The sequence below is a fragment of the Synechococcus sp. A10-1-5-9 genome (assembly GCF_047716785.1).
Lineage (GTDB): Bacteria > Cyanobacteriota > Cyanobacteriia > PCC-6307 > Cyanobiaceae > Synechococcus_C.
In genome coordinates this window covers 2,167,918-2,192,099 of sequence record NZ_CP180406.1, presented here as the reverse complement: position 1 = coordinate 2,192,099, position 24,182 = coordinate 2,167,918, and the positions used below count along the sequence as shown (strand labels likewise).

Here is a 24,182-nt window from a genome sequence, read left to right as displayed (position 1 = left end):
GGAAGACCTAAGGCACAGCCTGCAGATCTTTGGCCGTCTCGTAGGCACAAACCTGATCTTGCTCAGGAACCCTAGCCGTCAACAAATAGTCGGTAACCGCCACCTCCACACAATCCGACTGAGCATTGAGATAAACGCCATGTTCCTGGCCCACAACCTGCAACGTCCTCATTGAAGGGAACGCTCCCGCCATCTCTATTGACCAATGCCAGGGAGTTGAACCATCCCAGTTCGATCCAGTGATCAATCCGGAAACATCGGAGACATTGAATGGAGCGCGAGGAATGGGATCGGTTGAGGGCAGCTCCTCATAGCCACTGCAGATGGCTAGAAAATTCACAGCTAGCGATCCTCCATAAATAGGAGCGCGACGCGTCAGTTCCGACAGGCCATGGCGTTGAGCTTCCATCTCAGGACGCTGCGGAAAGTCTTGGCACGCAACGGCAGAGAAACCTGCTGCTGCATTCCCATCCACGGGATCACTCCGAAAAACAGGTTGCTGCAGATCCTCAAGAGCTGCGGCCCATTGCGTTCCGCTGCTGAACACGGCCTGATCCACGGTCACGATCAGCGTGCGTCCATAACTTCCTGCCAAGCGTGAAATTGGGAGAAACTGAATGAGGCGATCCAAAAAATCCCAGCGCGTGTAAACCGAGCCATCGGGCAGGCGTAACGACTGGCGCTCGAGGGACTTCAGGGCACGGTCAAATTTGTACGCCAGATCTGGATTGGCCTGCAGGAAGAATCGAAGACTGTCGTCAGGGGCAAGGCTGGAATGACTCAGGCCCTCCAAACCAAGCCAAGGGCTCACGTTGCCATCAAGCACTAGAGCCCTGACCCGGTTTGGGAACAGCGCGGCATAGGTCGAGCCGATGACCGTTCCGTAGGAAATACCCCAGAACGTGAGTGTCGTGTCACCAACCGATGCCCGCAATGCTTCAAGGTCATGGACTGTCTCCACAGTCCCCATGCCCTGAATGAACTCCCGGTGTCTCACGATGCAGTCCCGGTTGGCCGCAGACAATTGCTGCTGGCGGGTCATCAGCACCTGATCCCAGGTGACCCTGCCAATAGCCGGTCGCTGGGGCATGCCCACCGAGCAAGTCTTGAGTGCGGGCGAAGACTGACCAATGCCACGCGGGTCCCAGGTGATGAAATCAAACGAGCGACGGATGGCATCAGGCAGCAACAGCCCTTTCCAGGAACTGCCATAACCTGATTGACCAGGACCTCCAGGATTGAAGAACAACGTTCCAATTTTCTGGTCAGCAGGCCCGGTTGCAGGCAGCCGGAACACAGCCAGATCCACCTGAGGTCCGTCCGGATTCAGATGACGGAGCGGTCGATGCAAGGTGGAGCAATCAAAGCCCTGTTTGGCGAGCCTCTCGAGACGACATGGCCCCCACTGCAGCTCTTTTGAATCACGGGCTGCTGACAGAACAGACGGTGTCAGGCCCGCCAACACAAGCAAGGGGAGTAACCCCTTGAAGATCGGCATGTGCACGCAGTTCCGCTGCATCGCCATCACCCCGCTCTCGACCCTGGGTTTAGCAGGGATCCATCACTGGGTCCGTCCCTGCGACTGGCCGTAATGGAGGCCACGGAACTGGGCATGCACCGCCTCCATCTGTGCCGAGGTCAGCAGAGGCGGTTCCCCGAGCTGAAGCGCCTGCAGGTACATCCGAGCCAAGGTCTCCACTTCCACGGCAATGCTCAGAGCCTGATCCAGGCTTTCACCGGCACTCACGAGACCATGCCTGGCCAAGAGGCAGGCCTTCCGATCAACCATCGCCTCAACAGTGAAGCGCGAGAGCTCCTGCGTTCCGAAAGTGGCGTAGGGCGCACAGCGGATGTCGTCGCCGCCGGCCACCGCAGTCATGTAGTGGAACGGTGGTATGCCCCGATCGTGGCAGGCCAGAGCTGTTCCATGGATCGGATGGCAGTGCAACACAGCCTGCAGTTCTGGCCGAGCCGCAAGCACATCCGCGTGCAGGCGCCATTCGGACGAAGGGCGCCGACGACTCTCGGCCGAAAGCGATCCATTGAAATCGATCGCCACCAGATCATCAGACTCCATCTGCTCGTAAGGCAACGAGCTGGGTGTGATCAGCAAGCCACCGGGAATGCGGGCGGAGAGATTGCCGGAGGTGCCCTGGTTAAGCCCCGAGGCATTCATGCGCCTGGCCAACGCCACCATCTGCTCACGCAGCGCCTGCTCAGGCATTCGCATACAACCTTCTAAGGCCGGTTTCACTGGCCTCCGCCACACCCCTTTCCGTGATCAGACCAGTCACAAGGCGGGCTGGGGTGACGTCAAAGGCGGGATTGAACCCCTTGCTGCCATCGGGTGTGAGCTGCACACGGGTGATCACTCCGTCCGTGCCGCGCCCCTGAATGTGGGTCACCTCCTCGGCAGACCGGGCTTCAATCGGGATGTCAGCCACTCCGTCATCCAAGCTCCAGTCGATCGTGGAAGCAGGCAGTGCCACGTAAAACGGAACGCCGTTATCGTGGGCGGCCAGGGCCTTCAGGTAAGTGCCGATCTTGTTGCAGACATCGCCGCGGCGCGTCGTGCGGTCGGTGCCAACGATCACCGCATCAACCTCACCATGCTGCATCAGATGGCCTCCGGCGTTGTCGACGATCACCGTGTGAGGGACACCCTCCCGTCCAAGCTCATAGGCGGTGAGTGAAGCCCCTTGGTTCCGAGGACGGGTCTCATCCACCCACACATGAATGTTGAGTCCGGCGCGATGGGCCTTGTAGACGGGAGCCAGAGCAGTGCCCCAATCCACGGTGGCCAGCCAGCCGGCGTTGCAGTGGGTCAGCACCTGGAAGGGCATCCCTTGCCGTGCCTTGGGGCGAGCCGCCGCCAGCCTCTGGAAGACCTCAAGGCCGTGATCGCCGATGGCCGCACACATCGCCACGTCCTCCTCGGCGATCAGACCCGCCTCCTGCCTAGCCGCGCCAGCCCGTTGCTCCGGCGGCAGGGGACGCACCCGATCGTGCACGCGCTCCAGGGCCCAGCGCAGATTCACCGCTGTGGGCCTGGTGGCGTTGAGCTGGTCAAAAGCCGCTGTCAGTGCCGCATCCTCGGGATCATCCTGCAGAGCCAGCATCAGCCCGTAGGCACCGGTCACGCCGATGAGCGGAGCGCCGCGAACCACCATCGTGCGGATGGCCTCGGCCGCCTGCGCACAGGTGCTGAGGGTGAGAGTTCGAAACTGATGGGGGAGCTGGGTTTGGTCGATCACCCACACTGAGCGACCGCCTGGTTCAAGCCCGATGGTGCGCCAGGCCTGGCCATCAATGTTCATTTGATGCGCAATGGGTGACCCAGCCAATCTGCCTGGCCGGTCACCCCCGCGAACCAACGGTGCCACCGAGATGGCAACCTGCCGGCACTCACGCAACCTTTATGGGGCTCAAGCTGTTCGAAGTGCTGGTGGCCTTTGCCGGCCTGAGCCTGCTGCTGCTGGCGGGGGTGGCCCTTCGTCAAAGGCTGCGCTGGCTGCGGGCTCTGGGCATTCCCGAGGCCCTGGTCGCTGGCCTGCTGGGGTTGCTGGTCGGTCCTTTCGGGCTTTGGTCGGTGTTCCCTGATGCGGTTTACAGGGTGTGGAGCCAGACACCTGGCGTGCTGATCTCCCTGGTGTTCGCCACCTTGTTCCTTGGACAGAAACTGCCCAGCCCAAGGGTGATCTGGAATCGGGCTGCAGGACAGACCGCATTCGGCATGGTGCTGGGTTTCGGTCAGTACCTGGTGGGAGCACTGTTGGTGCTGGGGGTGCTCCAGCCCCTGTTTGGCACTGATCCCCTGATGGCTGCTTTGATTGAAGTGGGCTTCGAGGGCGGTCATGGCACAGCCGCCGGCATGGGCCCCACCTTCACAGAGCTGGGGCTGCCCTCCGGAGAAACCCTGGGTCTTGCCATGGCCACGGTGGGGGTTCTGACCGCCGTGCTGCTCGGCAGCACCCTGGTGGTGATCGGTCGCAGTCGCCGCTGGTTATCCCAGGGTGAGAGCGAAGCCGCCAGCAGCGCCTCTGCCACTCCGCTGATGCGGACAGGCGACGGCGATCCGATGTCAGCGGATGAACGACTCGCTCTGGAGACGGCTGCCGGAACCGTGGAGTCCGAGCGAACGCAGTCGATGACCATCGATGCGCTCACGGTGAACGTGGCGCTCGCCGGAGGCGGCGTCGGTTTAGGAATTCTGCTCAAAGCAGGGCTCATCCAGCTGGGTGGACTCGCTGGAGGCGAAGCCACAGCCAGGCTGCTGGCCGCGATTCCCGTCTTTCCTCTGGCGATGGTGGGGGGATTGATCGTTCAGGTTCTGCTGCAGCGAAGTCGCCAGACCCGCCTGGTGTCTCCTGTGGCCCAGGCCAGCATCGGCTCCCTGGCGATGGATCTCCTGATCACAGCCGCCATGGCCAGCCTCAACCTGCCGCTTCTGGAGGAGAACTGGCTTCCATTCGCGCTGCTCGCTGCAGCAGGTCTCACCTGGAATGTCTGCGCATTCCTCTGGTTGGCGCCGCGCATTTTTGACGACCACTGGTTCGAGCGTGGCATTGCAGACTTCGGTCAGGGCACAGGCGTGACGGCCACAGGGTTGCTGTTGCTGCGCATGGCTGACCCCTTCGGACGCAGCCGCACCATGGAGGCGTTCTCCTTCAAACAATTGCTGTTCGAACCTTTCCTCGGCGGCGGGCTGGTGACAGCCCTATCCCCTTTGCTAATCGTGAGCTGGGGTCTGCCCCGCTTCAGCGTGGTCGCCCTGCTTCTCACCCTGGCCTCGCTGCTGCTGGGTCTGCGTCTCGGGCGGCAGCGCCAACGGAGCTGACGGTCGGGATGTCGGGATCCCCGCCCCCTGTCCCTGGACGCCGCTGTCAGCCTGAAGGAAACGGGAGACAGGAAAGGTGAGCCTGTTTGAACAGCAGTGGCAGACCTACCGCACCGTGCTCGAGCACGACGCCATGGAACACCGGGCGGCGGCGGCCGCTACGGCCGAGGCGCTGCAGGCCTGGCTGGCGGAACGACCTGCTCACCGGTCCCCACCATCCCTCGTGGATCTTGGCTGCGGCGACCTGGCCCGCATGGCCGACATCTTCAGGACCTTGCCACTGGATACCTACACAGGCCTGGACCTGACAGCGTCGGTACTGCCTCTGGCCGCCAGAGCGATGGGTGAGGCGCCGTTCCCCTGCACATGGCAGCAAGGCGATCTCCTCGATTGGGCGGAACGGCCCACTCCTCTGGCGGAGGGCAGCAAGCCTGAGCGCGTGGATGTGATTCATTCCGCTTTCGCGATTCACCACCTCAGCGACAGCCAGAAAATTCAGTTTCTGCGGGGAGCCAGGAATCGGATCAAGCCCGACGGCTTGCTGCTGTGGGTGGATGTGTTCCAGAACGCCGACGATTCCAGGGAGACCTACCTCGATCGTTACATCGATCGGGTGCGCGACTGGCCCGCGCTCAACACCCTTCAGACCAAAGCCATTATTGAACACATGCAGGAGTTCGACTGGCCGGCCCAACGCGGCACGATCGAGACGATCGCAGCCCAAGAGGGCTGGAGCTGGCGCTGGGCCTGGAGGGGCTCCCATGGGAGCGAGGCTCTCGCCGTGCTTCAGCCGTGCTCCCTGAAGAACGCCAGCACGCCTTGAAGCTCAGCCGCAAAACGATCGATCTCCTCAAACGTCGTGGTGAAGCTGAGACTGGCCCTGGCCGAGCCAGTCACGTTGAAATGCCGATGCAGGGGCTGGCAGCAGTGATGTCCGCTGCGGATGCAGATTCCAGCGAGATCCAGCATGGAGGCGATGTCGTTGGCGTGGACACCATCAACCAGAAATGTGGCGAGGGCTCCCCGTCCAGGCTGCTGCTCAGGGGTGGGACCAAGGATGCACAGCCCCTCGATGCTCTCGAGCTTGTGAAACAGATGGCACGTGAGTTGCGCTTCCCAGGCAGCGATCTGCTCAAGCCCAAGTTCTTCCAGGTAAGCGATCGCCGCACCCATCCCCACCGCTTCGCCAATGGCGGGGGTACCAGCCTCGAACTTATGGGGCAGAGCCGCCCAGGTGCTGTGATCGAGGTACACATCCTGGATCATTTCTCCACCTCCCAGAAACGGAGGCATGGCCTCGAGCAGCTCTTTTCGCGCCCAAAGAAAGCCCATGCCAGTGGGACCGCACAGCTTGTGGGAGGACCCCACGAGGAAATCAGCTCCCAGGCGCTGCACATCGGTGGATTGGTGGGCCAGGCTCTGGCAGGCGTCAACGAGCATGAGAGCACCGACACCATGAGCTAAAGCCGCGATCTCCTCCACTGGATTGCGACACCCGAGGGTGTTGCTGATGTGCACAAGGCTCACCAATCGAGTGCGCTTGTTGAGCTGCCGGCGAAGGTCATCGAGGTCGAGCTCTCCACTCCCGGTGATCCCCACATGACGCAGCACGCAACCCGTGCGCTGGGCAAGCTGCTGCCAGGGAACGAGATTGCTGTGGTGCTCCATCACGCTGAGCAGCACCTCATCGCCGGCCTGAAGGTTGTCATCTCCCCAGGTGCGAGCAACCAGATTGATGGCCTCGGTGGCATTGCGGGTGAACACCACCTCCTCAGGGCCGGCAGCCCCCACGAATCGGGCGACAGCAGCGCGGGCCCCCTCAAAGGCATCCGTGGCACGGGCGCTGAGCTGATGCGCTCCCCGGTGCACATTGGCGTTGTCGCAGCTGTAGTAGCTGCGCAGGGCGTCGAGCACTACCTGGGGCTTCTGACTGGTCGCCGCGTGGTCGAGATAGACCAAAGGATCACCTTGAGCGGACGCCTGAGCCAAGATTGGGAAATCGGCACGCGTCCGTTCCGCAAGCGTTACGCCAATATCACGAGAAAGTGTGGTCATAGGGGGCGGGCGGGATCCTTGACGGCAGAGGATGCCAGCCAGGAGGGCGCCACTGAAGGAAGACGATCCACCACATCGCAGCAGTAACCCTTCAGCAACAGCGCAGCAGCTTCATCAGCAGCCACGCCCCGGCTGCGCAAGTAAAACAGCTGATCCTGCTGCAGCTGGCTGACCGTGGCTCCGTGGGCACAACGCACATCGTCGGCCACGATCTCCAGCTCTGGCTTGGCATCGACGCGGGCCTGACTGGACAGCAGCAGATTGCGGCTGAGCTGGGATGCATCCGTGCGCTGCGCAGCCCGGGGCACCTGAATCGCACCATTGAAGATGCTGTGAGACCGATCAGCCGCCACTGCTTTCTGAAGCTGATCGAGTGATCCCTCCGGGCCTTGAAAGCAAACGCCGGTATGGGTGGCAAATTGTTCATCCCCACCGGTCATCGCCAGACCATTCAGCCGGGTGGTGGCCTGTCCATCCACCTGAAGCACCCGGGGCTCCAGCCTGCCGAAGCGCCAACCACGGCAAACACTCACGAAGTCATAGCTGCTGCGAGGTTCCTGCTCCACCGCCAGATGAGCAAGCAGGGAGGTGTCACCACTCGCACTGGCCAGAAGACCGTGGCGCAGACGCGCCTCCTGCCCGAGATGCACCTCAATCACGTGGCTGTGGGCCAAAGGTGCAGCTGCGTTGTCGCGTTCGGCTGGAATCACCTGAAGCAAGTCCAGCTCCGCTTTTTCCTCCAGAAGCAGGAGTACCCGCGTAGCAATCAGGCCATCGCCTGCAGCCAGCACGATCTCGAGAGGGGCCACCGAGCCACGCACCCGCAGAGCCAAGACGCGCCGACTGTGGGCATGGTTGAGTTCCACGGGCCAAACCTCGGCACAACCGCAGCGATCCAGGGTGTGTCCAAGGGCCTGCTCAAGCTCGGCCTCGCTCAGAGGCGACACGCCCTCTGGAAGCTGAATCCCCTCCAGGGGATCGGAATCTGTCCCGATCACAAGGCGGGTGACATCCTGGTCAACCGACGGCCAGGAACTCTGATCGGCGCCTGCGACGTGTGGAAGGGACGCCATCGCCTTCAGCCGCTTGAGATCCGTGAGCCGCCAGGCTTCCTGACGTCGGGTTGGCAAGCCGAGCTTCTCGAGGTTGGCCCGCCCTCGCGTCTGAACTGGTGCCAACACGGTGTTGACCATGATCAGGCCACTCCCTCGGTCGCCAGCTGCTCATCCACCCAGTCGTACCCGATCTGCTCAAGCTCCACCGCCAGTTCCCTGCCACCAGTCCGCAGAATCCGGCCTGCAGCCATCACGTGGACGTAGTCGGGAGTGATCTCATCCAGCAAACGCTGGTAGTGGGTGATCAAAATCGATGCTGTGTCTGGGCTGGAGAGCTGATTCACCCCGCCGGCAACGATGCGTAGAGCATCGATATCGAGTCCGGAGTCTGTTTCATCAAGGATGGAGATCACTGGCTCGAGCAAAGCCATCTGCAGGATTTCATTGCGTTTTTTCTCTCCCCCCGAAAACCCCTGATTGACGCTTCGCTCAAGGAAGGCAGGATCCATCTGGACCACCTTGAGCTTCTCGCGCACATGGTCTTCGAACTCGAAGGTGTCAAGCTCTTCCTGGCCCTGCGTGTCCCGGCGAGCATTGGTGGCCACCCTTAGAAATTCCAGGTTGCTGACCCCGGGAATCTCAACCGGATACTGAAATCCGAGGAACACGCCGAGGCGTGCCCGTTCCTCTGGTTCGAGCGCGAAGAGATCATCACCGCGGTAATGCACGGATCCTCCAGTGACGCGGTAAGAAGGATGGCCGGCGAGAATCTTGGAGAGGGTGCTTTTGCCGCTGCCGTTACGTCCCATCACCGCATGGACCTCACCGGCACGAACCTGCAGGTTCACGCCTTTGAGGATGGGTTGATCCTCCACGGAAGCATGCAGGTCGGAAATGTCGAGAAGCAGCTCGGCGTCGGGACGAATCACGGTGGAAGAAAAGGTGGGAAAGAAGAAGGAGTGAAAAGAAAGAAACTTGAGCTGAAGCGGTGCAGGCGTCAGCCCACGGAGCCCTCGAGCTTGAGGGCAAGGAGCTTGTCAGCTTCAGCGGCGAATTCCATCGGCAGCTGGTTGAACACATCGCGGCAGAAGCCACTCACCATCATCGATACAGCCTCTTCGAAACCGATTCCTCGACTTTGAAGATAGAAGAGCTGGTCTTCGGAGATTCTGCAGGTGCTGGCTTCGTGCTCCACCGCTGAATCAGGCTGCTGGGAGCGGATGTAGGGATAAGTGTTGGCACCGGCCTGATCACCGATCAACATCGAATCGCACTGGCTGTAATTCCTAGCGCCGGACGCACCCGGGCCGATCTGTACCAAACCGCGATAGCTATTGCTGGAGTGACCGGCACTGATGCCTTTGCTCACAATCGTGGAGCGGGTGCGTGGTCCAACATGAACCATCTTGGTTCCGGTATCGGCCTGCTGGCGGTTGTTGGTGAGAGCCACGGAATAGAACTCGCCAACCGAGTCGGCTCCTTGAAGAACACAGCTCGGATATTTCCAAGTGATCGCCGAGCCTGTTTCCACCTGAGTCCAGCTGATGCGACTCCGCGCGCCACGGCACTGGCCCCGCTTGGTCACAAAGTTGTAAATCCCGCCTACCCCGTTCTCATCGCCGGCGTACCAGTTCTGAACCGTGGAATATTTGATCGAAGCGTCATCCAGCGCCACAAGCTCGACAACGGCCGCATGCAGCTGGTTGGTATCGAACATCGGCGCGGTGCATCCCTCGAGGTAACTCACCGAAGCCCCCTCCTCGGCAACAATCAGCGTGCGCTCAAACTGCCCTGTATCCCCTGAATTAATGCGGAAATACGTGGAGAGCTCCATCGGGCACTCCACACCCTTGGGGATGAACACAAAGGACCCATCACTGAACACAGCGGAATTGAGAGCCGCGAAGTAATTGTCGTTGCTGGCCACCACAGTGCCCAGGTAGCGCTCGATCAGAGCGGGGTGTTCCTTGACCGCCTCACTGAAGGAGCAGAACACCACACCGTGCTCTGCAAGCTTCTCCTTGTAGGTCGTGGCAATGGACACACTGTCAAAGACAGCATCCACGGCCACATTGCTCAAACGCTTCTGCTCGCTCAGAGGAATTCCGAGCTTGTCAAAGGTCTCCAGAAGCTTGGGGTCGACCTCATCGAGGCTGGCTTTTTTGTCTTGCTGCTTCGGGGCTGCGTAGTAAATGATGTCCTGGTAGTCGATCGGCGGATACCCGAGCGCAGCCCAGTCGGGTTCCTCGAGAGTGAGCCAATGCCGAAATGCCTTCAGACGGAACTGGAGCAGAAAATCGGGCTCATCTTTTTTTCCCGAGATCAGACGCACCACGTCCTCACTGAGACCTTTAGCGATCTTGTCGGTCTCGATCTCGGTCACGAAGCCGTATTTGTACGGCTGGCTGACAAGATCCCGTGTGGACGTGGAGGTCATGGCAATCAGCCGGCGGTGGCGTGAATGGTTTCGGTAGTGATCGTCTGATCGTCACCCCGGAAAGGGTTGTCCTCCGTGAGGAACAGCATGCAGTGGCATTCCTTGCGCTCACGCATCGGCACGCAAGGACAGTTCCAGAACGCCTGAGACACCTCCGCTTCCTTGTCCTCGTAATGGCGGCAGGGACAGAGCGCACCACCGAGTTCATCCTTATGACGCGCTAGTCCCTTCAGCACGACAGCAGTCACACCAGGATCGCTACAGAAATAAGTCCCTGTGCGCTGGGCGTAGGTCTCAGCAAATTTACGGATGACCTCAAGGCTCTCAACAGTCGGTTCTGAAGTGCCGGCAGGGGCGTCTGTCATGGCGCGGAATGGGGCTTTGGGGGAACGGAACCGGGGGAGATACGAAACCCATTGGTTTCGTTTTTGGAGCCTAGAGCACGGATCCATCACCCGACGGATCCGCCCATTGTGAATGACACCAGATCACCATCTCAGGAGGCGATGTCGCCCATGCACTGACGGAGTGGCGGGCTGTCATTACCTTCGGCGCAATACCACCGTTATCCGCCATGGCCATTGCCAACCGCCCGCTCAGCGACTGGCTTGGAGCCGAAGCTGAATTGATCCTGAACACGCCGCCAAGGGTGAGCAGAGAACGACTCCACCTACCCAACACCCACGTGGTGGATCGATTCAGCCTGTCGGACCGCAATCCGCAGGTATTGCGAAGCATTCAACAGATGTATGGGAGTGGTCGCTTAGCCAACACCGGGTACCTGTCCATCCTCCCGGTCGACCAGGGCATCGAACACTCTGCAGCTCACTCCTTCACCCCCAACCCCGACTATTTCGATAGCGAGGCAATCGTCGAGCTGGCTGTCGAGGCCGGCTGCAATGCCGTGTGCTCCACTCTCGGCGTTCTGGGTTCCGTGGCCCGGAAGTGGGCGCACCGCATTCCCTTCATGGTGAAGGTGAACCACAACCAACTGCTCACGGCACCGAACGTGCATGAGCAAATCTTGTTCGCATCGGTGGACCAGGCCTGGGACATGGGTGCCGTGGCCATCGGTGCCACCATTTATTTCGGGAGCGACGACTGCAACAGGGAGCTGCAACAGATTGCTGCCCTGTTCGAACATGCCCACGATCGCGGCCTGGCCACGGTGCTCTGGTGCTATTTGCGCAATCCGATCTTCAAACAGCCCGAAGCCGATTACCACCTCTCCGCAGACCTCACCGGTCAAGCGGTCCACCTCGGGGTCACAATCGGTGCCGACATCATCAAGCAAAAGCTGCCGGCCAACAACGGTGGCTACCCCGCTGTAGCCAAAGCTCTCGGCCATTCCTTTGGCATGACAGACGATCGCATCTACAGCGAGCTGTCGAGTGAGAATCCAGTCGATCTGTGCCGTTACCAGGTTCTCAATTGCTACGCAGGCCGGATCGGCCTGATCAACAGCGGCGGTGCCTCTGGCAGTGACGACATGCATGAAGCGATCCGTACAGCCGTCATCAACAAACGAGCCGGGGGCAGCGGACTGATCATGGGACGCAAAGCATTCCAGAAGCCTCGGCAGGAGGGCGTGGATCTGATCCACGCGGTTCAGGACGTGTATCTGAGTCCCGAAGTCACCATCGCTTGAGTCCTGATCCCGTGGCATGGTGAGAAGACCATCCCGACGTCATGGGCGCTCCATCCCAGGCACCCACCCGCGAAGCGACGCTCACCCTGCTGCTTCGGCAGGGTGAAATCGATGCGGCCGGACTGGCCAGCCAGCTGGGAATCTCAGTGCAAGCCATGCGGCGGCATCTGCGCACGCTCGAAGAGGAAGGGCTGGTGGAATCCACCGCGGTAACCGCGGGACCAGGGCGCCCGTCCAACCTCTGGCATCTGACCGCCCGCGGGCATGAGCACTTTCCTGACGGAAGCGAAACCTTCGCCCTCGGGTTGCTGGACTCCTTAGCCCAAAGCCTCCCCCCCGAGATGCTGGGCGCCCTGCTCATGCAGCAGGCTCACGAAAAAGCCGATCAGTACAGGCGGCATCTCGGTGATGCTCCTCTTGAGCAACGGGTCCGTGCCCTCGTTGATCTGCGCAGCCGCGAAGGATACGTCAGTGACATGGCGCCTGCGGAGGATGGATGCGGGTGGTGCATCAGTGAATTTCACTGCTCTGTCCAGCGAATCGCTGAAGCATTCCCCGCCATTTGTGATCAAGAACTTCAGTTGATCAGACTCACGTTCCCCGACTGCCGGGTGGAGCGGGTGCACTGGCGCCTGGAATCGGGCCACTCCTGTGGCTTTCAGATCAGCCCTGTGGACAACCATTCAGAAACGAAGACCCCGTCGTGATGGAGTCTTCAACACTGAACGGACCTCTCACCCGAGAAGAGGCCGAGAGGATCGAAGCCACACTCCTTCCAACACTGGATCGGCATCATCTGCGCTTGCAGGCGCACTGCCTGGCAACCCTGAAATCCATCGCAGCGCCGCGCCGTCAGGGACCGCTCCCCAGCAATGAAGAGATTCAGGTCTGGTGCGGGGAGCAACCTGCGCTTCGCGACGATTCGGAGTTCCAAGACGAACTGCTCAGACAGTTTCAGGTGATTTCCAACCAGCTCAACACCCTGGCGGACGCTTGTGGACTCACCCCCCTCGAGCTCACCCTCGAGGCACTGATCGACAAGGCCGAAGCCGCAAGTCGTCGACGTCTTCAAGAGAAAAGCTGAGGCTACTGGTCCCAATCGCTGCGGACCTCCTGTAATCATCAGTGAAGCTCTGCTCCCACCATGACTCTGGAGATTCCCAACGCGCTGAGCTTCTTCCGGCTCAGCTGCGGGCAATGGCGATCCCAGCGCAGCGTTCACCACCTTCTGCACCGGCGCGCGGAAGCCGGAGGGTCACTGATCGTGGTTGACGACCTTCTGCCAAGCGATGACCGCCTTGTGGCGATGGCCCGGCAACATGGGCAAGATCCCGAACGGATCATTGGCGGAAGCCATGTTCGCTGGAGCGCCAACATGGCGTGGGATCGCGATGGCGATGCGCACGACGGTGAAACCTGCTTCGCCCTGATTGATAGCGGTGATGGTGACCGCAGCGGCACCTTGCTCAGAGATCAGGGTTACGCCGAGAAAGCTCCTGCGACATCAACCTTCAACATGGATGACCGCGACGGCCTGATCCTGCGCACGAGCTACGAGATGATGACGGTGTGGGAGCGGTTCAGCTTCTGCGGACCCGATGTGAGAGTGCGGTCGAGCACCGTGGAAGGCTTGTCGAACAATGCATCCTTCTGCATCGAGACACGCCTCTCTGAAGCAAGAGCCACAACCGTTGCTGCTGTCCCTGGACCAGTGAACTCGCTGTTCGGCTGGTGAGATTCACTGTTACGGACTGTGAGGCGGAGGTGGGCAGTGGAGAGGTGCGTTGACTCGCACTTCTACGATCACGCCAGTGGATTCCTAAACGCGTGGCACTCCCCCTTCTGCAATACGCCCCAACCACGCAAAACAACCGAGTCGCTGCCATCCGGGTCGCCTCTGACGAGAACCAGCGTTCACGCCAGATGGATATCTCGATGGACGCGGAGAACCTCACAACGGTGATCGAGTCGGCCTATCGGCAGATCTTCTTCCACGCGTTCAAAAGCGACCGCGAGACCTTTCTCGAATCCCAGCTGCGAAACGGTCAGATCACCGTCAGGGATTTCATTCGAGGCCTGTGTCTTTCGGACACGTTCAAGCGCAGTTTCTACAGCCTCAACTCCAACTACAAGGTGGTCCGCCACTTGGTTGAGAAGGTTCTTGGTCGCAAGACCCATGGCAAATCCGAAGAGATTGCCTGGTCGATCGTGATCGCCACCAAAGGTGTCGAGGGGATGGTGGACGCTCTTCTCGATAGTGAGGAATACCTCAACGCCTTCGGATACGACACGGTTCCTTATCAGCGCAACCGTGTCCTTCCAGGGCGCGAACTCGGTGAGACCCCTTTCAACATCACCACGCCCCGTTACGACGAGTACTACCGAGGCATTCTCGGATTCCCTCAGGTCATCTACACCGGCATCGCCAAGGCCTTACCCCCGAGAGCGAAGCGCGTCCGCGGTGGCTTCCCCGAGGACTACCTGCCCTGGGTCCGTGGCATGGCCGGAGCAACTGGAGCTTCACCCAGCGGATCCGCCGACATCGACTATCTCTCAAAGGTCCCCTATCGCAGCGTGGGACGCTGAGCGATCGCTTGCTTCATCAGTTCAACGGGGCCTTTGGCCCCGTTTTTTTGTGGGACAAGGCCACCTGCAGTCAGAAGATGCTGACCACAGGCGTTCTGATTGTTTGAAAAAAGGAAATTGCCTACAGACTGATCCCGAAGAAACCCGGTAGACCTCCAGTGACGCAAGCCATCACGAATCTCGCCCGTCTGACTCTTCGTCAACTGCGTCAGATGGCTAGTGATCTCGGCGTAACTCTCTACAGCCGCAAGAGCAAGGAAGCTCTGGTCTCAGCGATCGCGGAGAAGCAGGAGCGTCGAGGTGGAGACCTCAAGGCGATCGAAGCCGAGCTGAACCCACCAGCACGCCCCCAGACAAGCACCAGAGTTGTTTTTCTGCCCCGTGATCCCCAGTGGGCTTATGTGTTTTGGGAGATCTCCGATGAGGATCGCCGGCATGCGCAGTCTGAGGGGGCTTCACACCTCAGCCTGCGTTTAGCTGACGTGACCGGTCTTCAAGGCGGGTCTTCCCATCCCCACACCCTCCAGGAAGTTCCAGTCGATAGCCACAGCACGGAGTGGTACCTCCCTGTTCCGCTGTGCGACCGCGATTATCGGGTTGAGCTCGGTTTCCGTACAGGCAGCAACTGGATCTCTCTGGCCTTCTCTTCAGTGGCAAGAGTTCCTGCTCTTCATCCCAGCGACCAGATCCTCGATCAGTTTGTTCCTTTCAGCCTCGACACAACGACGACGACGCCGGCTCCTGAGCCGATCGTTACACCGATCGAGTCCGGTGACAGTGGCTTGCACGAGCGCCTCTACCAAAGTGCAACCACCCACTTCCGTAGCCGAAGGGTGGGTTCTGAAGTCCTGCACGAGCAGGACTCCTACTCCAGTGATCAACGTGGACTCAGCGACTCCGGGGCAGGGCTCTGGGCCAGTGGCCGCAACGAATCAGGCCTCGGTGGCGTGGCTCCACGTCAACGCAGCTTCTGGTTGGTCGCCGATGCTGAACTGATCGTTTATGGAGCCACGGATCCTTCTGCCCGCCTCACCATCGGAGATGAGGAAGTGCCCCTTTCCAGCGAAGGAACATTCCGCATCCAGGTTCCTTTCCGTGATGGCGAGCAGACCTACGCGATCGAGGCCACAGCAGCGGATGGGGAGCAGAAACGCAATATCACGCTCAACTTCGAGCGGGTGACCCCAGAAGACAACAGCAACCCCGCCAGCGAAGCAAAAGCTGAGTGGTTCTGATTGCGTGGGGATGAACAATCGCGCACTGCGCTGGTTTGTGGCCATCACACCCCTAGCAGGGGCCATGATTTTTCCAGTGGCTGTTCCATTGACGATGGCCAAGGTTGGGATCGGAGCTGGTGTTGGCCTCGCTCTTGTGTTGAGCAGTCTCTGGTTTGTCACCATGCTTCGCACCTCGGAAATGCCCCACTGAACTTGGCCGGGGAATCCTGCTGTCATCCGCACCAGCGTGATGAACAACGCTCCAATCACCCGGAAATTCCTGTGTTTAACGCGACCATCCTTCGCGTTGCTGGCTATCACATTGCTTGGTTGCAGCCAGCCCGGGGTTGTGATCGGCAGTGTGTCGAGCAACCTTCCCGTTCCACCCGGAATCCAGGTTCAGTTCAACCACCGCGATAACAACCGCTACCGATCTCCTCTGGGAGACCAGTGGCGCAATGGCGACGATTTAGAGCGGCACCTGGTCGAACACATCGACCGTGCCACGAATGAGTTGCTTGTGGCGGTTCAGGAGCTCACACTTCCGCAGATCGCCTCCGCACTGGTGAGAGCCCACCAACGCGGAGTCATCGTGCAAGTGGTGCTTGAAAACACCTACAGCGCACCCTGGGCAGACCTGCATGAATCGGATCTGCCAGCCCACGCCCGCCAGAGGCTTCGACGGTTGAAAGCTCTTGCCGACCTCGATAGTGATGGCGTGTTGACATCGCGCGAGCGTCGAGCTGGTGATGCAGTGGGGCTGCTGCAACAGGGCGGTATCCCTGTCATCGACGACACCGAGGACGGCAGCCGCGGCAGTGGACTGATGCACCACAAGTTCATGGTGATCGACCAGCAACTGGTGATCACAGGCAGTGCCAACTTCACAAGCTCCGGTATTCACGGCGATGCGGGCGCGCCTCGGACGCGCGGGAATGTGAATCATCTGCTGAGCATCCAAAGCACCGAGCTGGCGAATGTATTCAGAGAGGAATTCCAGATCCTGTGGGGGGATGGTCCGGGTGGCCTGCAGAACAGCCGCTTCGGGAGAGGAAAGCCAAGCCGGCCTGTCAGAGGTGTGATGGTGGGGGGGATACGGGTGGATGTGCTGTTCGCTCCCCATAGCCAGCGATCTGAAGACCATGGCCTCCAACTGATCGCCCAACACCTGACCGCCGCGAAGCACAGCATTGATCTGGCACTGTTCGTTTTCTCAGCCCAGTCGCTCACAGATGTACTGGCCGAACGCAGTCAATCGCAAGTGGCGATCAGGCTGCTGGCGGATCCTGGCTTTGCCAGTCGGTCCTTTTCAGAGGTGCTCGATTTACTCGGAGTGGCCCTTCCTGACCGTTTCTGCAAGTTGGAAAAGGGCAACCGTCCCTTGGTCAAGGCTCTGAGCGGAGTCGGCTCCCCGCGGCTCGCCCATGGCGACAAGCTGCATCACAAGTTCGCTGTAATCGACAACCGCATCGTGATCACTGGATCCTTCAACTGGAGCCCGAGTGCTGCGCATCAGAACGATGAAACCCTGCTAGTGATTCACTCACCCCAACTGGCAGCGCATTTCAACCGTGAAATCGATCGGATGTGGCGAAGTGCGGAACTGGGAATCACACCATGGATGCGCCGCAAGCTGGAACGGCAACGGGTCAAGTGCGGGAGTGGGACAACGCGAGCATGAGCCATTGCTTTGGCATCGGCTGAAAAGGGAAGTGCGCCCCCTGCTGGAGTTCAGCCAACGCAGGAATCGCACGAACATTCTTTGCTGCCGGCTATCACGCGATCGGGAACGATTTCAAAGGCCAGGCCATCCATCAGACCCAACACAAACTGACGGACCCGCAGGTGGATGATGTTTGCGACCAGCTCGTCCGTCGTTGCCAGCGCTTACGTCGAGCGAGCAACAGCCCCTCGATCCTGGTCGGCAAATCACTGGGAGCGGCTCAGCCACCTCGAACACATCCACGGGCCCGTCGTCATCATTCAGGAGGAGGAAGACCGCTACGGAGCAAGAACCTGATCGCGGGGCTGACACTGTCCGAATCGATCAGCATGGTGTGGATCGCTGGTGCCGAACACGGCTTCAAGCACCACATCCCTGCACTCAAAGACGCTGTGGCAGGAGCTTGTCAGGCGATTCTCAAAGCATCCGATTGTTGGAGATCAGAGGCAGAATGAAATTCTCGATCTGCACCTCACCTTGCGCTTCCTGACTCTTCTGCTCAGCCTCGCGGTGTTGAGGGTTCCCGCCGCTCAGGCAAATGTTGAGTACGTTCCTTTCCCCACAAAAGAGGAGCTGCGCGCCCTTCAGCTGCTCGCCTACGAGTGTTCGCGTGAGAACGAGACCGGGAGCTGCGAACGCACTCGATTAACGGCAGACCCAATGATGGATCACCCGCGGCTGCCCGCTGCCTGCAAGGACGCCGTGTGGGAACTGATCCAGGCCTCGACCGCAGTGGATACAAACACGTTCCAACGCCGCGACAGGATCGACAGTCCAGCGCGGCGCCTCACCGTGGTTTGCGCCAAACCGGTCAAGCCCCAACAACAAACCCCTCAATTTCCAGGTAAGGCCTGAGGGTCTTATGACCAATCAAAACTAAAGCGCTGACCGGGAAGAAGCCGAGTCACCTCTGAACGAGCTTCTTCCAGCAACTGTGCGCTGATCAGGGGGTTGCTTTTCAGATCCCGGATCAACTCATTCATATCATCACTGGTGAGGCCATGGCTGGATACCATGGATTCCAGACGTTTGCGAAACCCATCAAGCACTGCCTTTTGCTCATCAGAGAGCGGTTCGGCGTTGGGGTGATCGATCTGCATGAGGCATGGGAACCCGCACGTAAAAGAAAGGTAGCTGCGACAACTGGTTGTGCCGAACACCCGTCTTGCGTTCAGACGTGTTTAGGTTCCCGTTGAAACGCTGCCTGATGGGATGACCGCATCCGCTTCGGCTAAACCAACGCACACCCTTGTTCGTCTGGACGCTCCCTTCACTGACCAGAAACCCGGCACCTCCGGCCTGCGCAAAAGCAGCACCCAGTTCGAGGAGCCCCATTATCTGGAGAGCTTCATCGAGGCTTCATTGCGCACGCTGCCAGGCGTGCAGGGGGGAACCCTGGTGCTGGGGGGCGATGGACGTTATGGCAACCGCCGCGCTATCGACGTGATTCTGCGAATGGGCGCAGCCCATGGTCTGAGCAAGGTGATCGTCACCACCGGCGGGATCCTCTCCACACCAGCCGCCTCCAACCTGATCCGGCAGCGCCAAGCCATCGGCGGCATCATCCTGTCCGCCAGCCATAACCCCGGTGGTCCTGACGGTGACTTCGGCGTGAAGGTCAACGGCGCCAATGGTGGACCCACCCCCGCCTCCTTCACCGATGCGGTCTACGAGTGCACCAAGACCCTGGAGGAATACACGATTGTTGAGGCCGCAGCGATCCCACTGGATGCGCCGGGTCTGCACAGCATCGGTGCCATGCAGGTGGAGGTGATCGACGGCGTGGACGATTTCGTCGCGTTGATGCAGGAGCTGTTCAACTTTGATCAGATCCGCGATCTAATCCGCAGCGACTTCCCGCTGGCCTTCGATGCCATGCATGCCGTCACCGGGCCCTACGCCACCCGCTTGTTCGAAGGTCTGCTGGGTGCACCAGCCGGAAGCGTGCGCAACGGCGTTCCCCTAGAGGACTTCGGCAAGGGGCACCCCGACCCCAACCTCACCTACGCCCACGAGCTGGCTGAACTACTGCTCGAAGGCGACGACTACCGCTTCGGTGCCGCCTGCGACGGCGATGGGGATCGCAACATGATTCTGGGCCAGCGCTGCTTTGTGAATCCCAGCGACAGCCTCGCGGTGCTGACCGCCAACGCCACGCTGGCGCCGGCCTACGCCTCCGGCTTGGCGGGTGTGGCCCGTTCCATGCCCACCAGCGCAGCAGTGGATGTGGTGGCCAAGGAGCTGGGGATTGACTGCTTCGAAACCCCCACAGGCTGGAAATTCTTCGGCAACCTTCTGGACGCCGGCAAGATCACCCTTTGCGGTGAAGAGAGTTTCGGTACAGGCAGCAACCATGTGCGTGAAAAAGACGGCCTCTGGGCCGTGCTGTTCTGGCTGCAGATCCTGGCCGAACGCCGCTGCAGCGTCGCCGAAATCATGGCCGAGCATTGGGAGCGCTTCGGACGCCACTACTACTCGCGCCACGACTATGAAGCCGTTGCCAGCGAAGCCGCCCATGGCCTTTACGACCGCCTGGAGGCCATGTTGCCGAACCTGGTTGGCCAGCCCTTTGCTGGACGCACCATCAGCGAAGCCGACAACTTCAGCTACACCGACCCCGTCGATGGGTCCGTCACCACCGGCCAGGGTTTGCGCATCCTGTTGGACGACGGGAGCCGCGTGGTGGTGCGCCTCTCCGGCACAGGCACCAAGGGAGCCACGATCCGGATTTATCTGGAGAGCTATGTGCCCAACAGCGGCGACCTCAACCAGGATCCCCAAGTCGCCCTGGCCGAGATGATCAGCGCGATCAACGACCTGGCTGAAATTCAGTCGCGCACCGGCATGGACAGGCCCACTGTGATCACTTGATCAAGCCTGTTCATCGAAATGAACACACTGCCTCCCGAGAGGGGGGCTTTTTTTAGCCGCGAGGAGCGCGTTGCTTTTGGCGATACTCCTTTTCAGGTGACGCTTCCTGCAGCTGGCGCATGCTCTCGATGGATGAGCCGAACAGAGCCGCGGATGCCACCACCACTCCGTAGAGGTAAAGGAGTCGATTTTTGGAAAGATCTGCTGGGGTGTTGCGGATAAAAGTTTCAAGGAACAACGCCAGCACAACGCCGATGCCGGCACCGATGAACGCCGCCCAGAGCACCTTGAATCCATTGAATCCAGGAGGAGTGCCTGACTCCTTGCCAGCAGGAGCTTTGCTCATGCGCTGACCTCCCCGTCAGCCTGCCCCTCTGCCTGACCCAACAGGGTCTTCATCACGACGTAGAAGACTGGGACAACAAACAGAGACAACACTGTGGCGATCAACAGACCGCCGAACACCACGGCTCCGAGAGAGGTTTGACTCCTAGCACCGGCACCACTGGCAAAAACGAGCGGAATAAAGCCGAACAGCGATGAAATCGCCGTCATCAAAATCGGCCTGAGCCTGGATCCTGCTGCATAGCGAGCCGCTTCCAGGGCATTGGCACCGGCCTGCATGCGTTGGTTGGCCATGTCCACGATCAAGATGCCGTTACCGGCAGCGAGCCCAATCAGCATCACCAGACCCACCTGCGCATAAACATTGAGCACCTCACCGCGCAGCGCCAGAAAGGCCAGGGCCCCGAGCATTGCCGTTGGAACCGTCATCAGGATGATCAAAGGATCCGAATAGCTTTCGTACTGAGCCGAGAGCACCAGATACACCGCCAGGATGCCAAGGGCGAAAATCACCACCGCGAGTGCACCCGCCTTGACCTCTTCTCGAGAGATACCTGTCCAGTCGAAACCGAGCCCCTGGGGATTCAGTGTTTCAAAGGTGCCTTTCATGGCGGTGATCGCCTGGCCTGAGCTCTTGCCAGCAGCTGGTGTGCCCTCAATCTTGATGGCCCGGTAAAGGTTGAAATGTGGAACCACCGTCGGTCCAAGGGTCTCGCGAACCGTGAAGAACTCAGATAGGGGAATCTGTTTGCCGCTCAGATCCTTCACGTAGATCGATGAAAGTTTCTCTGGTGTGGCCCGACTTTGAGCATCAGCTTGCACATAAACGCGGCGCACCTTGCCTTCTTGGAAGGTGTCGTTCACATACAAGCCTCCGAAATTGACACTGAAGGTCTGCATCGCAGAGCCAAAGTCCACATCAACAGCGGCCATGCGCTCACGATCAACCTTGATCTCGATCTGGGGAGACTCAGGAGCGAACAGGGTGTACACCCTGTTGAGATCAGAATCGGCATTACCTGCTTGCACGAGGCGTCCAGCGGTGGCATAGAGATCAGCAAGGTTGTAAGCACCCCCGCTTTGATCCAGCAACTGGAATTCAAAGCCGCCTCCAGTTCCATATCCAGGAATGGCAGGAGGTTCAACCACGATGACCCGAGCACCATCAACGGAGGCAGCCAATTTCTGATTGAGTCGCTCCACGATGGCGCCGACGTTCTGATCCCTCTCCTTGCGATCAGACCAATTCTTCGTGCCAAAGAAGAACAGACCCTTATTCGGGCTGTTTCCATCAAGACTGGCTCCGCTGAACACCGATGCGGCTGTGATGTCTTTTTCTGTTCTCAAGACAGCGGCCACCTTCTGGTTGATGGCTTCAGTCACTTGAGTGGACACACCCTCAGGAGCCTGAACAACTCCGATGGCGTACCCCTGATCCTCAATCGGGACGAACCCCCCAGGGATCGCTCGGAACGCGACAGCGGTAAGGAGGATGCCAACGCCGAGAATCCCCATCACAAGCCGGCGTGAACCCAGGGCCCAGTTCAAAGCGGAGGAATAGCGGATTTCCATCACCGCATAGAAGCGATTGAAGTTGGCGAAAATCACGGGCGTGAACCAACCCAGAGTGAGGCCCAGGGCGGGATAGAAAATCACCGGAAGAATCCGGCTCACACCCACGAGCACCAACCCGGCAATGGCTCCACCAATGGTGAAGGGGAGAACAGCTTCACGTTGAAGGAAGCGGGACAGCAGCAGCCCGATCAGGGCGCCAACGATGGTCGGCACCAACACAAGCGCCGCACCATCACCCACCACAAGAAGTCCGTAGATAAATCCGATCACGGTTCCGGCGATGGCGTACACCTTGCGTCCGGGATCTTTTGATTCGCGCGCCAGCAAAAGGGCCGAAAGCATCGGCGAGAAGGTGAGGGCGTTGAAGGTGGATATAGCGATCGAGAAAATCACCGTGGCTGCGAATTGCTTGTAGATCGTTCCCGTGGCTCCTGGGAAGAAGAGCACGGGCAAGAACACTGCGAACTTCACAAGAGAAGTGGCGATGATGGCTGAGAACAACTCATCCATTGTGGATTTGGCCGCTTCAAGTGCGCTCAGCCCCTCCGACTTTTTGGTGGAGGTGTCTTCAATCACCGTGATCGCATCATCAACGACGAGACCTGTTGCCAACACAAGACCGAAGAGAGTGAGCTGATTCAGCGAAAAACCAAAGGCCAAAACCAGCCCGAAGGTTCCAATCAGTGCGACCGGAATTGCAATTCCAGGAACCAAGGTGGCCTTCCAGTTCTGCAGAAACAGAAAGAGAATCAACACCACCAGAATCACAGCATCCCGGAGGGAATTCACAACTCCTTTAATTGATGCGGTAATGAAATCGGTGTTGTCGTAGATCTTCTCCATCTTCATGCCGATGGGCATGGACTTCTCGAACTCCGCCAGCACCTTCTTGACCCCATCTGACACTTCCAGGGCATTGCTGCCTGTGAGCTGATAAACAGCGAGGCCCACCGATGGCACTCCCTGGAGATCAGTTGCGCTAACTGCATAGGATTCACCACCCAATTGCACACTGCCCACGTCGCGGAGACGCACAATTCCGCCTTCATCAGCCGTGCGCACAATCATGTTCTCGAATTCCTCAACACTGCGCAGGCGACCTTGAAGCTGAACAGTGAATGTGAATTCCTGACCTTTCGGTGAGGGCTCACCGCCAACTTGCCCAGCTGGCACCAGTCGGTTCTGACTGGTGAGTTGATTCACAATATCGGTTGAGGTGAGCCCGAATACGGACAATTTGTTCGGATCGAGCCAAAGGCGGAAGGCCAGTTTTCGGTTACCGAAGTAAGTGAGATCACCGACGCCTGTAACCCTTTTGATCGAATCAGTGAGCTTGAGATCAAGCAGGCCGCTGATGGTTTCAGCGCTATAAAGAATCTGCTCGGGATCAGCACTTCCGAAGTTGTAAACCAAAAGGATTGAGTTGGACGCCTTATTAACGGTTACTCCGGCCTTTCGCACTTCTTCAGGTAGCTGAGGCTCTGCCAACGACACCCTGTTTTGGACGTTCACCTGATTGATATCGCCGTCCGTGCCGCTCGCAAAAGCCACATCAATGGCACTCACACCATCGGAAGAACTGTTGGACTTAATAAAGTCCATGTTTTCCACACCATTGATCTGCTGCTCCAGAACGGTGGTGACACCTTCTTCAACTGACACCGCATCAGCACCGGTGTAGGTCGCTCTTACCTTCACCGTCGGAGGAGCAATATCCGGAAGGTTTTCAATCGGCAGAATCGGAATAGCGATCAGGCCAACGATCACGATGAGAATGCTGCAGACCGTGGTGAGAACCGGTCGCGTGATGAAATTATTGGATGCAGACATTAT

General features: G+C 59.4%; 23 protein-coding genes. 12 read left to right on the top strand and 11 right to left on the bottom strand.

Going from position 1 to position 24,182, the window contains the following annotated elements; all coding sequences use genetic code 11:
* Positions 1–7 precede the first annotated feature (7 nt).
* From ACLM45_RS11540 to mtnA, 3 genes are read right to left on the bottom strand one after another with little or no spacing between them, the layout of a single operon-like run.
* Positions 8–1,525, bottom strand: a complete 1,518-nt coding sequence (locus ACLM45_RS11540; RefSeq protein WP_415409400.1) for an alpha/beta fold hydrolase — start codon at positions 1,523–1,525, stop codon at positions 8–10.
* 36 nt (positions 1,526–1,561) lie between these two features.
* Positions 1,562–2,224, bottom strand: coding sequence for a class II aldolase/adducin family protein (locus tag ACLM45_RS11535; protein ID WP_415409398.1), 663 nt, complete (start codon positions 2,222–2,224; stop codon positions 1,562–1,564).
* Positions 2,217–3,317 carry an S-methyl-5-thioribose-1-phosphate isomerase gene (mtnA, locus tag ACLM45_RS11530; protein WP_415409397.1) on the bottom strand — a complete coding sequence of 367 codons (1,101 nt, stop codon included), beginning with the start codon at positions 3,315–3,317 and terminating at the stop codon, positions 2,217–2,219. The genes ACLM45_RS11535 and mtnA overlap by 8 nt, the downstream gene beginning before the upstream one ends.
* Before the next feature lie 14 nt (positions 3,318–3,331).
* Here mtnA and ACLM45_RS11525 point away from each other — a divergent pair, with 14 nt between their 5' ends.
* Together ACLM45_RS11525 and ACLM45_RS11520 are read left to right on the top strand one after the other, a co-directional pair.
* On the top strand, positions 3,332–4,837 hold the full coding sequence (locus ACLM45_RS11525; protein ID WP_415409396.1) for a sodium/glutamate symporter: 1,506 nt from the start codon (positions 3,332–3,334) through the stop codon (positions 4,835–4,837).
* A 76-nt stretch (positions 4,838–4,913) separates the two neighbouring features.
* Positions 4,914–5,660: a class I SAM-dependent methyltransferase gene (locus ACLM45_RS11520; protein WP_415409395.1), complete on the top strand. Its 747-nt coding sequence runs from the start codon at positions 4,914–4,916 to the stop codon at positions 5,658–5,660.
* Here the strand turns inward: ACLM45_RS11520 and ACLM45_RS11515 are convergent.
* The 5 genes from ACLM45_RS11515 to ACLM45_RS11495 all read right to left on the bottom strand — a co-directional run bounded on the left by ACLM45_RS11515 (position 5,624) and on the right by ACLM45_RS11495 (position 10,749).
* Positions 5,624–6,892 carry a SufS family cysteine desulfurase gene (locus ACLM45_RS11515; RefSeq protein ID WP_415409394.1) on the bottom strand — a complete coding sequence of 423 codons (1,269 nt, stop codon included), beginning with the start codon at positions 6,890–6,892 and terminating at the stop codon, positions 5,624–5,626. The genes ACLM45_RS11520 and ACLM45_RS11515 overlap by 37 nt on opposite strands.
* Positions 6,889–8,085: a SufD family Fe-S cluster assembly protein gene (locus ACLM45_RS11510; protein WP_415409392.1), complete on the bottom strand. Its 1,197-nt coding sequence runs from the start codon at positions 8,083–8,085 to the stop codon at positions 6,889–6,891. Before ACLM45_RS11510 ends, ACLM45_RS11515 begins: the two co-directional genes overlap by 4 nt.
* A 2-nt stretch (positions 8,086–8,087) precedes the next feature.
* On the bottom strand, positions 8,088–8,876 hold the full coding sequence (sufC, locus tag ACLM45_RS11505; protein WP_415409390.1) for a Fe-S cluster assembly ATPase SufC: 789 nt from the start codon (positions 8,874–8,876) through the stop codon (positions 8,088–8,090).
* 68 nt (positions 8,877–8,944) lie between these two features.
* Positions 8,945–10,384, bottom strand: a complete 1,440-nt coding sequence (sufB, locus tag ACLM45_RS11500; protein WP_006043129.1) for a Fe-S cluster assembly protein SufB — start codon at positions 10,382–10,384, stop codon at positions 8,945–8,947.
* A gap of 5 nt (positions 10,385–10,389) precedes the next feature.
* On the bottom strand, positions 10,390–10,749 hold the full coding sequence (locus tag ACLM45_RS11495) for a ferredoxin-thioredoxin reductase catalytic domain-containing protein (protein ID WP_006043128.1): 360 nt from the start codon (positions 10,747–10,749) through the stop codon (positions 10,390–10,392).
* Between the two features lie 209 nt (positions 10,750–10,958).
* Here ACLM45_RS11495 and ACLM45_RS11490 point away from each other — a divergent pair, with 209 nt between their 5' ends.
* From ACLM45_RS11490 to ACLM45_RS11450, 9 genes are all read left to right on the top strand, one after another.
* The gene (locus tag ACLM45_RS11490) at positions 10,959–12,032 is read left to right on the top strand and encodes a class I fructose-bisphosphate aldolase (RefSeq protein WP_415409389.1); all 1,074 of its coding nucleotides are present in this window, start codon (positions 10,959–10,961) and stop codon (positions 12,030–12,032) included.
* Between the two features lie 41 nt (positions 12,033–12,073).
* The gene (sufR, locus tag ACLM45_RS11485) at positions 12,074–12,739 is read left to right on the top strand and encodes an iron-sulfur cluster biosynthesis transcriptional regulator SufR (RefSeq protein ID WP_415409388.1); all 666 of its coding nucleotides are present in this window, start codon (positions 12,074–12,076) and stop codon (positions 12,737–12,739) included.
* The gene (locus ACLM45_RS11480) at positions 12,739–13,116 is read left to right on the top strand and encodes a hypothetical protein (RefSeq protein WP_006043125.1); all 378 of its coding nucleotides are present in this window, start codon (positions 12,739–12,741) and stop codon (positions 13,114–13,116) included. Before sufR ends, ACLM45_RS11480 begins: the two co-directional genes overlap by 1 nt.
* Before the next feature lie 60 nt (positions 13,117–13,176).
* Positions 13,177–13,767, top strand: a complete 591-nt coding sequence (locus tag ACLM45_RS11475) for a phycobiliprotein lyase (protein WP_006043124.1) — start codon at positions 13,177–13,179, stop codon at positions 13,765–13,767.
* A 92-nt stretch (positions 13,768–13,859) separates the two neighbouring features.
* Positions 13,860–14,618, top strand: a complete 759-nt coding sequence (locus ACLM45_RS11470) for a phycobilisome rod-core linker polypeptide (protein ID WP_006043123.1) — start codon at positions 13,860–13,862, stop codon at positions 14,616–14,618.
* 158 nt (positions 14,619–14,776) lie between these two features.
* Positions 14,777–15,853 carry a DUF4912 domain-containing protein gene (locus ACLM45_RS11465; protein ID WP_415409386.1) on the top strand — a complete coding sequence of 359 codons (1,077 nt, stop codon included), beginning with the start codon at positions 14,777–14,779 and terminating at the stop codon, positions 15,851–15,853.
* A gap of 10 nt (positions 15,854–15,863) precedes the next feature.
* Complete coding sequence (locus ACLM45_RS11460) at positions 15,864–16,046, top strand: hypothetical protein (protein ID WP_415409385.1); 183 nt, start codon at positions 15,864–15,866, stop codon at positions 16,044–16,046.
* A gap of 39 nt (positions 16,047–16,085) precedes the next feature.
* Positions 16,086–17,516 carry a phospholipase D-like domain-containing protein gene (locus ACLM45_RS11455; protein ID WP_415409383.1) on the top strand — a complete coding sequence of 477 codons (1,431 nt, stop codon included), beginning with the start codon at positions 16,086–16,088 and terminating at the stop codon, positions 17,514–17,516.
* 387 nt (positions 17,517–17,903) lie between these two features.
* Positions 17,904–18,413 (top strand): hypothetical protein, encoded by a 510-nt coding sequence (locus ACLM45_RS11450; protein ID WP_415409381.1) that lies wholly within the window; start codon positions 17,904–17,906, stop codon positions 18,411–18,413.
* Between the two features lie 5 nt (positions 18,414–18,418).
* Here the strand turns inward: ACLM45_RS11450 and ACLM45_RS11445 are convergent, their stop codons facing one another.
* Positions 18,419–18,658, bottom strand: coding sequence for a hypothetical protein (locus tag ACLM45_RS11445; protein ID WP_415409380.1), 240 nt, complete (start codon positions 18,656–18,658; stop codon positions 18,419–18,421).
* Between the two features lie 112 nt (positions 18,659–18,770).
* Between ACLM45_RS11445 and ACLM45_RS11440 the strand changes: the two genes are divergently transcribed.
* Complete coding sequence (locus ACLM45_RS11440; RefSeq protein ID WP_415409379.1) at positions 18,771–20,429, top strand: alpha-D-glucose phosphate-specific phosphoglucomutase; 1,659 nt, start codon at positions 18,771–18,773, stop codon at positions 20,427–20,429.
* A 52-nt stretch (positions 20,430–20,481) separates the two neighbouring features.
* Here the strand turns inward: ACLM45_RS11440 and ACLM45_RS11435 are convergent, their stop codons facing one another.
* Positions 20,482–20,775 (bottom strand): hypothetical protein, encoded by a 294-nt coding sequence (locus tag ACLM45_RS11435; RefSeq protein ID WP_006043115.1) that lies wholly within the window; start codon positions 20,773–20,775, stop codon positions 20,482–20,484.
* Entirely contained in the window at positions 20,772–24,179 is a 3,408-nt protein-coding gene (locus tag ACLM45_RS11430) for an efflux RND transporter permease subunit (RefSeq protein WP_415409377.1), read from the bottom strand. The genes ACLM45_RS11435 and ACLM45_RS11430 overlap by 4 nt, the downstream gene beginning before the upstream one ends.
* Positions 24,180–24,182 lie beyond the last annotated feature (3 nt).

Excerpts from the sequence above, each read along its gene's own strand:
- ACLM45_RS11435 (WP_006043115.1), bottom strand. The coding sequence starts at position 20,775 with ATGAGCAAAGCTCCTGCTGGCAAGGAGTCAGGCACTCCTCCTGGATTC.
- ACLM45_RS11455 (WP_415409383.1), top strand. The coding sequence starts at position 16,086 with ATGAACAACGCTCCAATCACCCGGAAATTCCTGTGTTTAACGCGACCA.
- ACLM45_RS11515 (WP_415409394.1), bottom strand. The coding sequence starts at position 6,892 with ATGACCACACTTTCTCGTGATATTGGCGTAACGCTTGCGGAACGGACG.
- ACLM45_RS11460 (WP_415409385.1), top strand. The coding sequence starts at position 15,864 with ATGAACAATCGCGCACTGCGCTGGTTTGTGGCCATCACACCCCTAGCA.
- ACLM45_RS11535 (WP_415409398.1), bottom strand. The coding sequence starts at position 2,224 with ATGCCTGAGCAGGCGCTGCGTGAGCAGATGGTGGCGTTGGCCAGGCGC.
- ACLM45_RS11510 (WP_415409392.1), bottom strand. The coding sequence starts at position 8,085 with ATGGTCAACACCGTGTTGGCACCAGTTCAGACGCGAGGGCGGGCCAAC.
- ACLM45_RS11495 (WP_006043128.1), bottom strand. The coding sequence starts at position 10,749 with ATGACAGACGCCCCTGCCGGCACTTCAGAACCGACTGTTGAGAGCCTT.
- ACLM45_RS11475 (WP_006043124.1), top strand. The coding sequence starts at position 13,177 with ATGACTCTGGAGATTCCCAACGCGCTGAGCTTCTTCCGGCTCAGCTGC.
- ACLM45_RS11480 (WP_006043125.1), top strand. The coding sequence starts at position 12,739 with ATGGAGTCTTCAACACTGAACGGACCTCTCACCCGAGAAGAGGCCGAG.
- sufR (WP_415409388.1), top strand. The coding sequence starts at position 12,074 with ATGGGCGCTCCATCCCAGGCACCCACCCGCGAAGCGACGCTCACCCTG.
- ACLM45_RS11440 (WP_415409379.1), top strand. The coding sequence starts at position 18,771 with ATGACCGCATCCGCTTCGGCTAAACCAACGCACACCCTTGTTCGTCTG.
- ACLM45_RS11490 (WP_415409389.1), top strand. The coding sequence starts at position 10,959 with ATGGCCATTGCCAACCGCCCGCTCAGCGACTGGCTTGGAGCCGAAGCT.
- mtnA (WP_415409397.1), bottom strand. The coding sequence starts at position 3,317 with ATGAACATTGATGGCCAGGCCTGGCGCACCATCGGGCTTGAACCAGGC.
- ACLM45_RS11430 (WP_415409377.1), bottom strand. The coding sequence starts at position 24,179 with ATGTCTGCATCCAATAATTTCATCACGCGACCGGTTCTCACCACGGTC.
- ACLM45_RS11445 (WP_415409380.1), bottom strand. The coding sequence starts at position 18,658 with ATGCAGATCGATCACCCCAACGCCGAACCGCTCTCTGATGAGCAAAAG.
- ACLM45_RS11540 (WP_415409400.1), bottom strand. The coding sequence starts at position 1,525 with ATGGCGATGCAGCGGAACTGCGTGCACATGCCGATCTTCAAGGGGTTA.
- sufB (WP_006043129.1), bottom strand. The coding sequence starts at position 10,384 with ATGACCTCCACGTCCACACGGGATCTTGTCAGCCAGCCGTACAAATAC.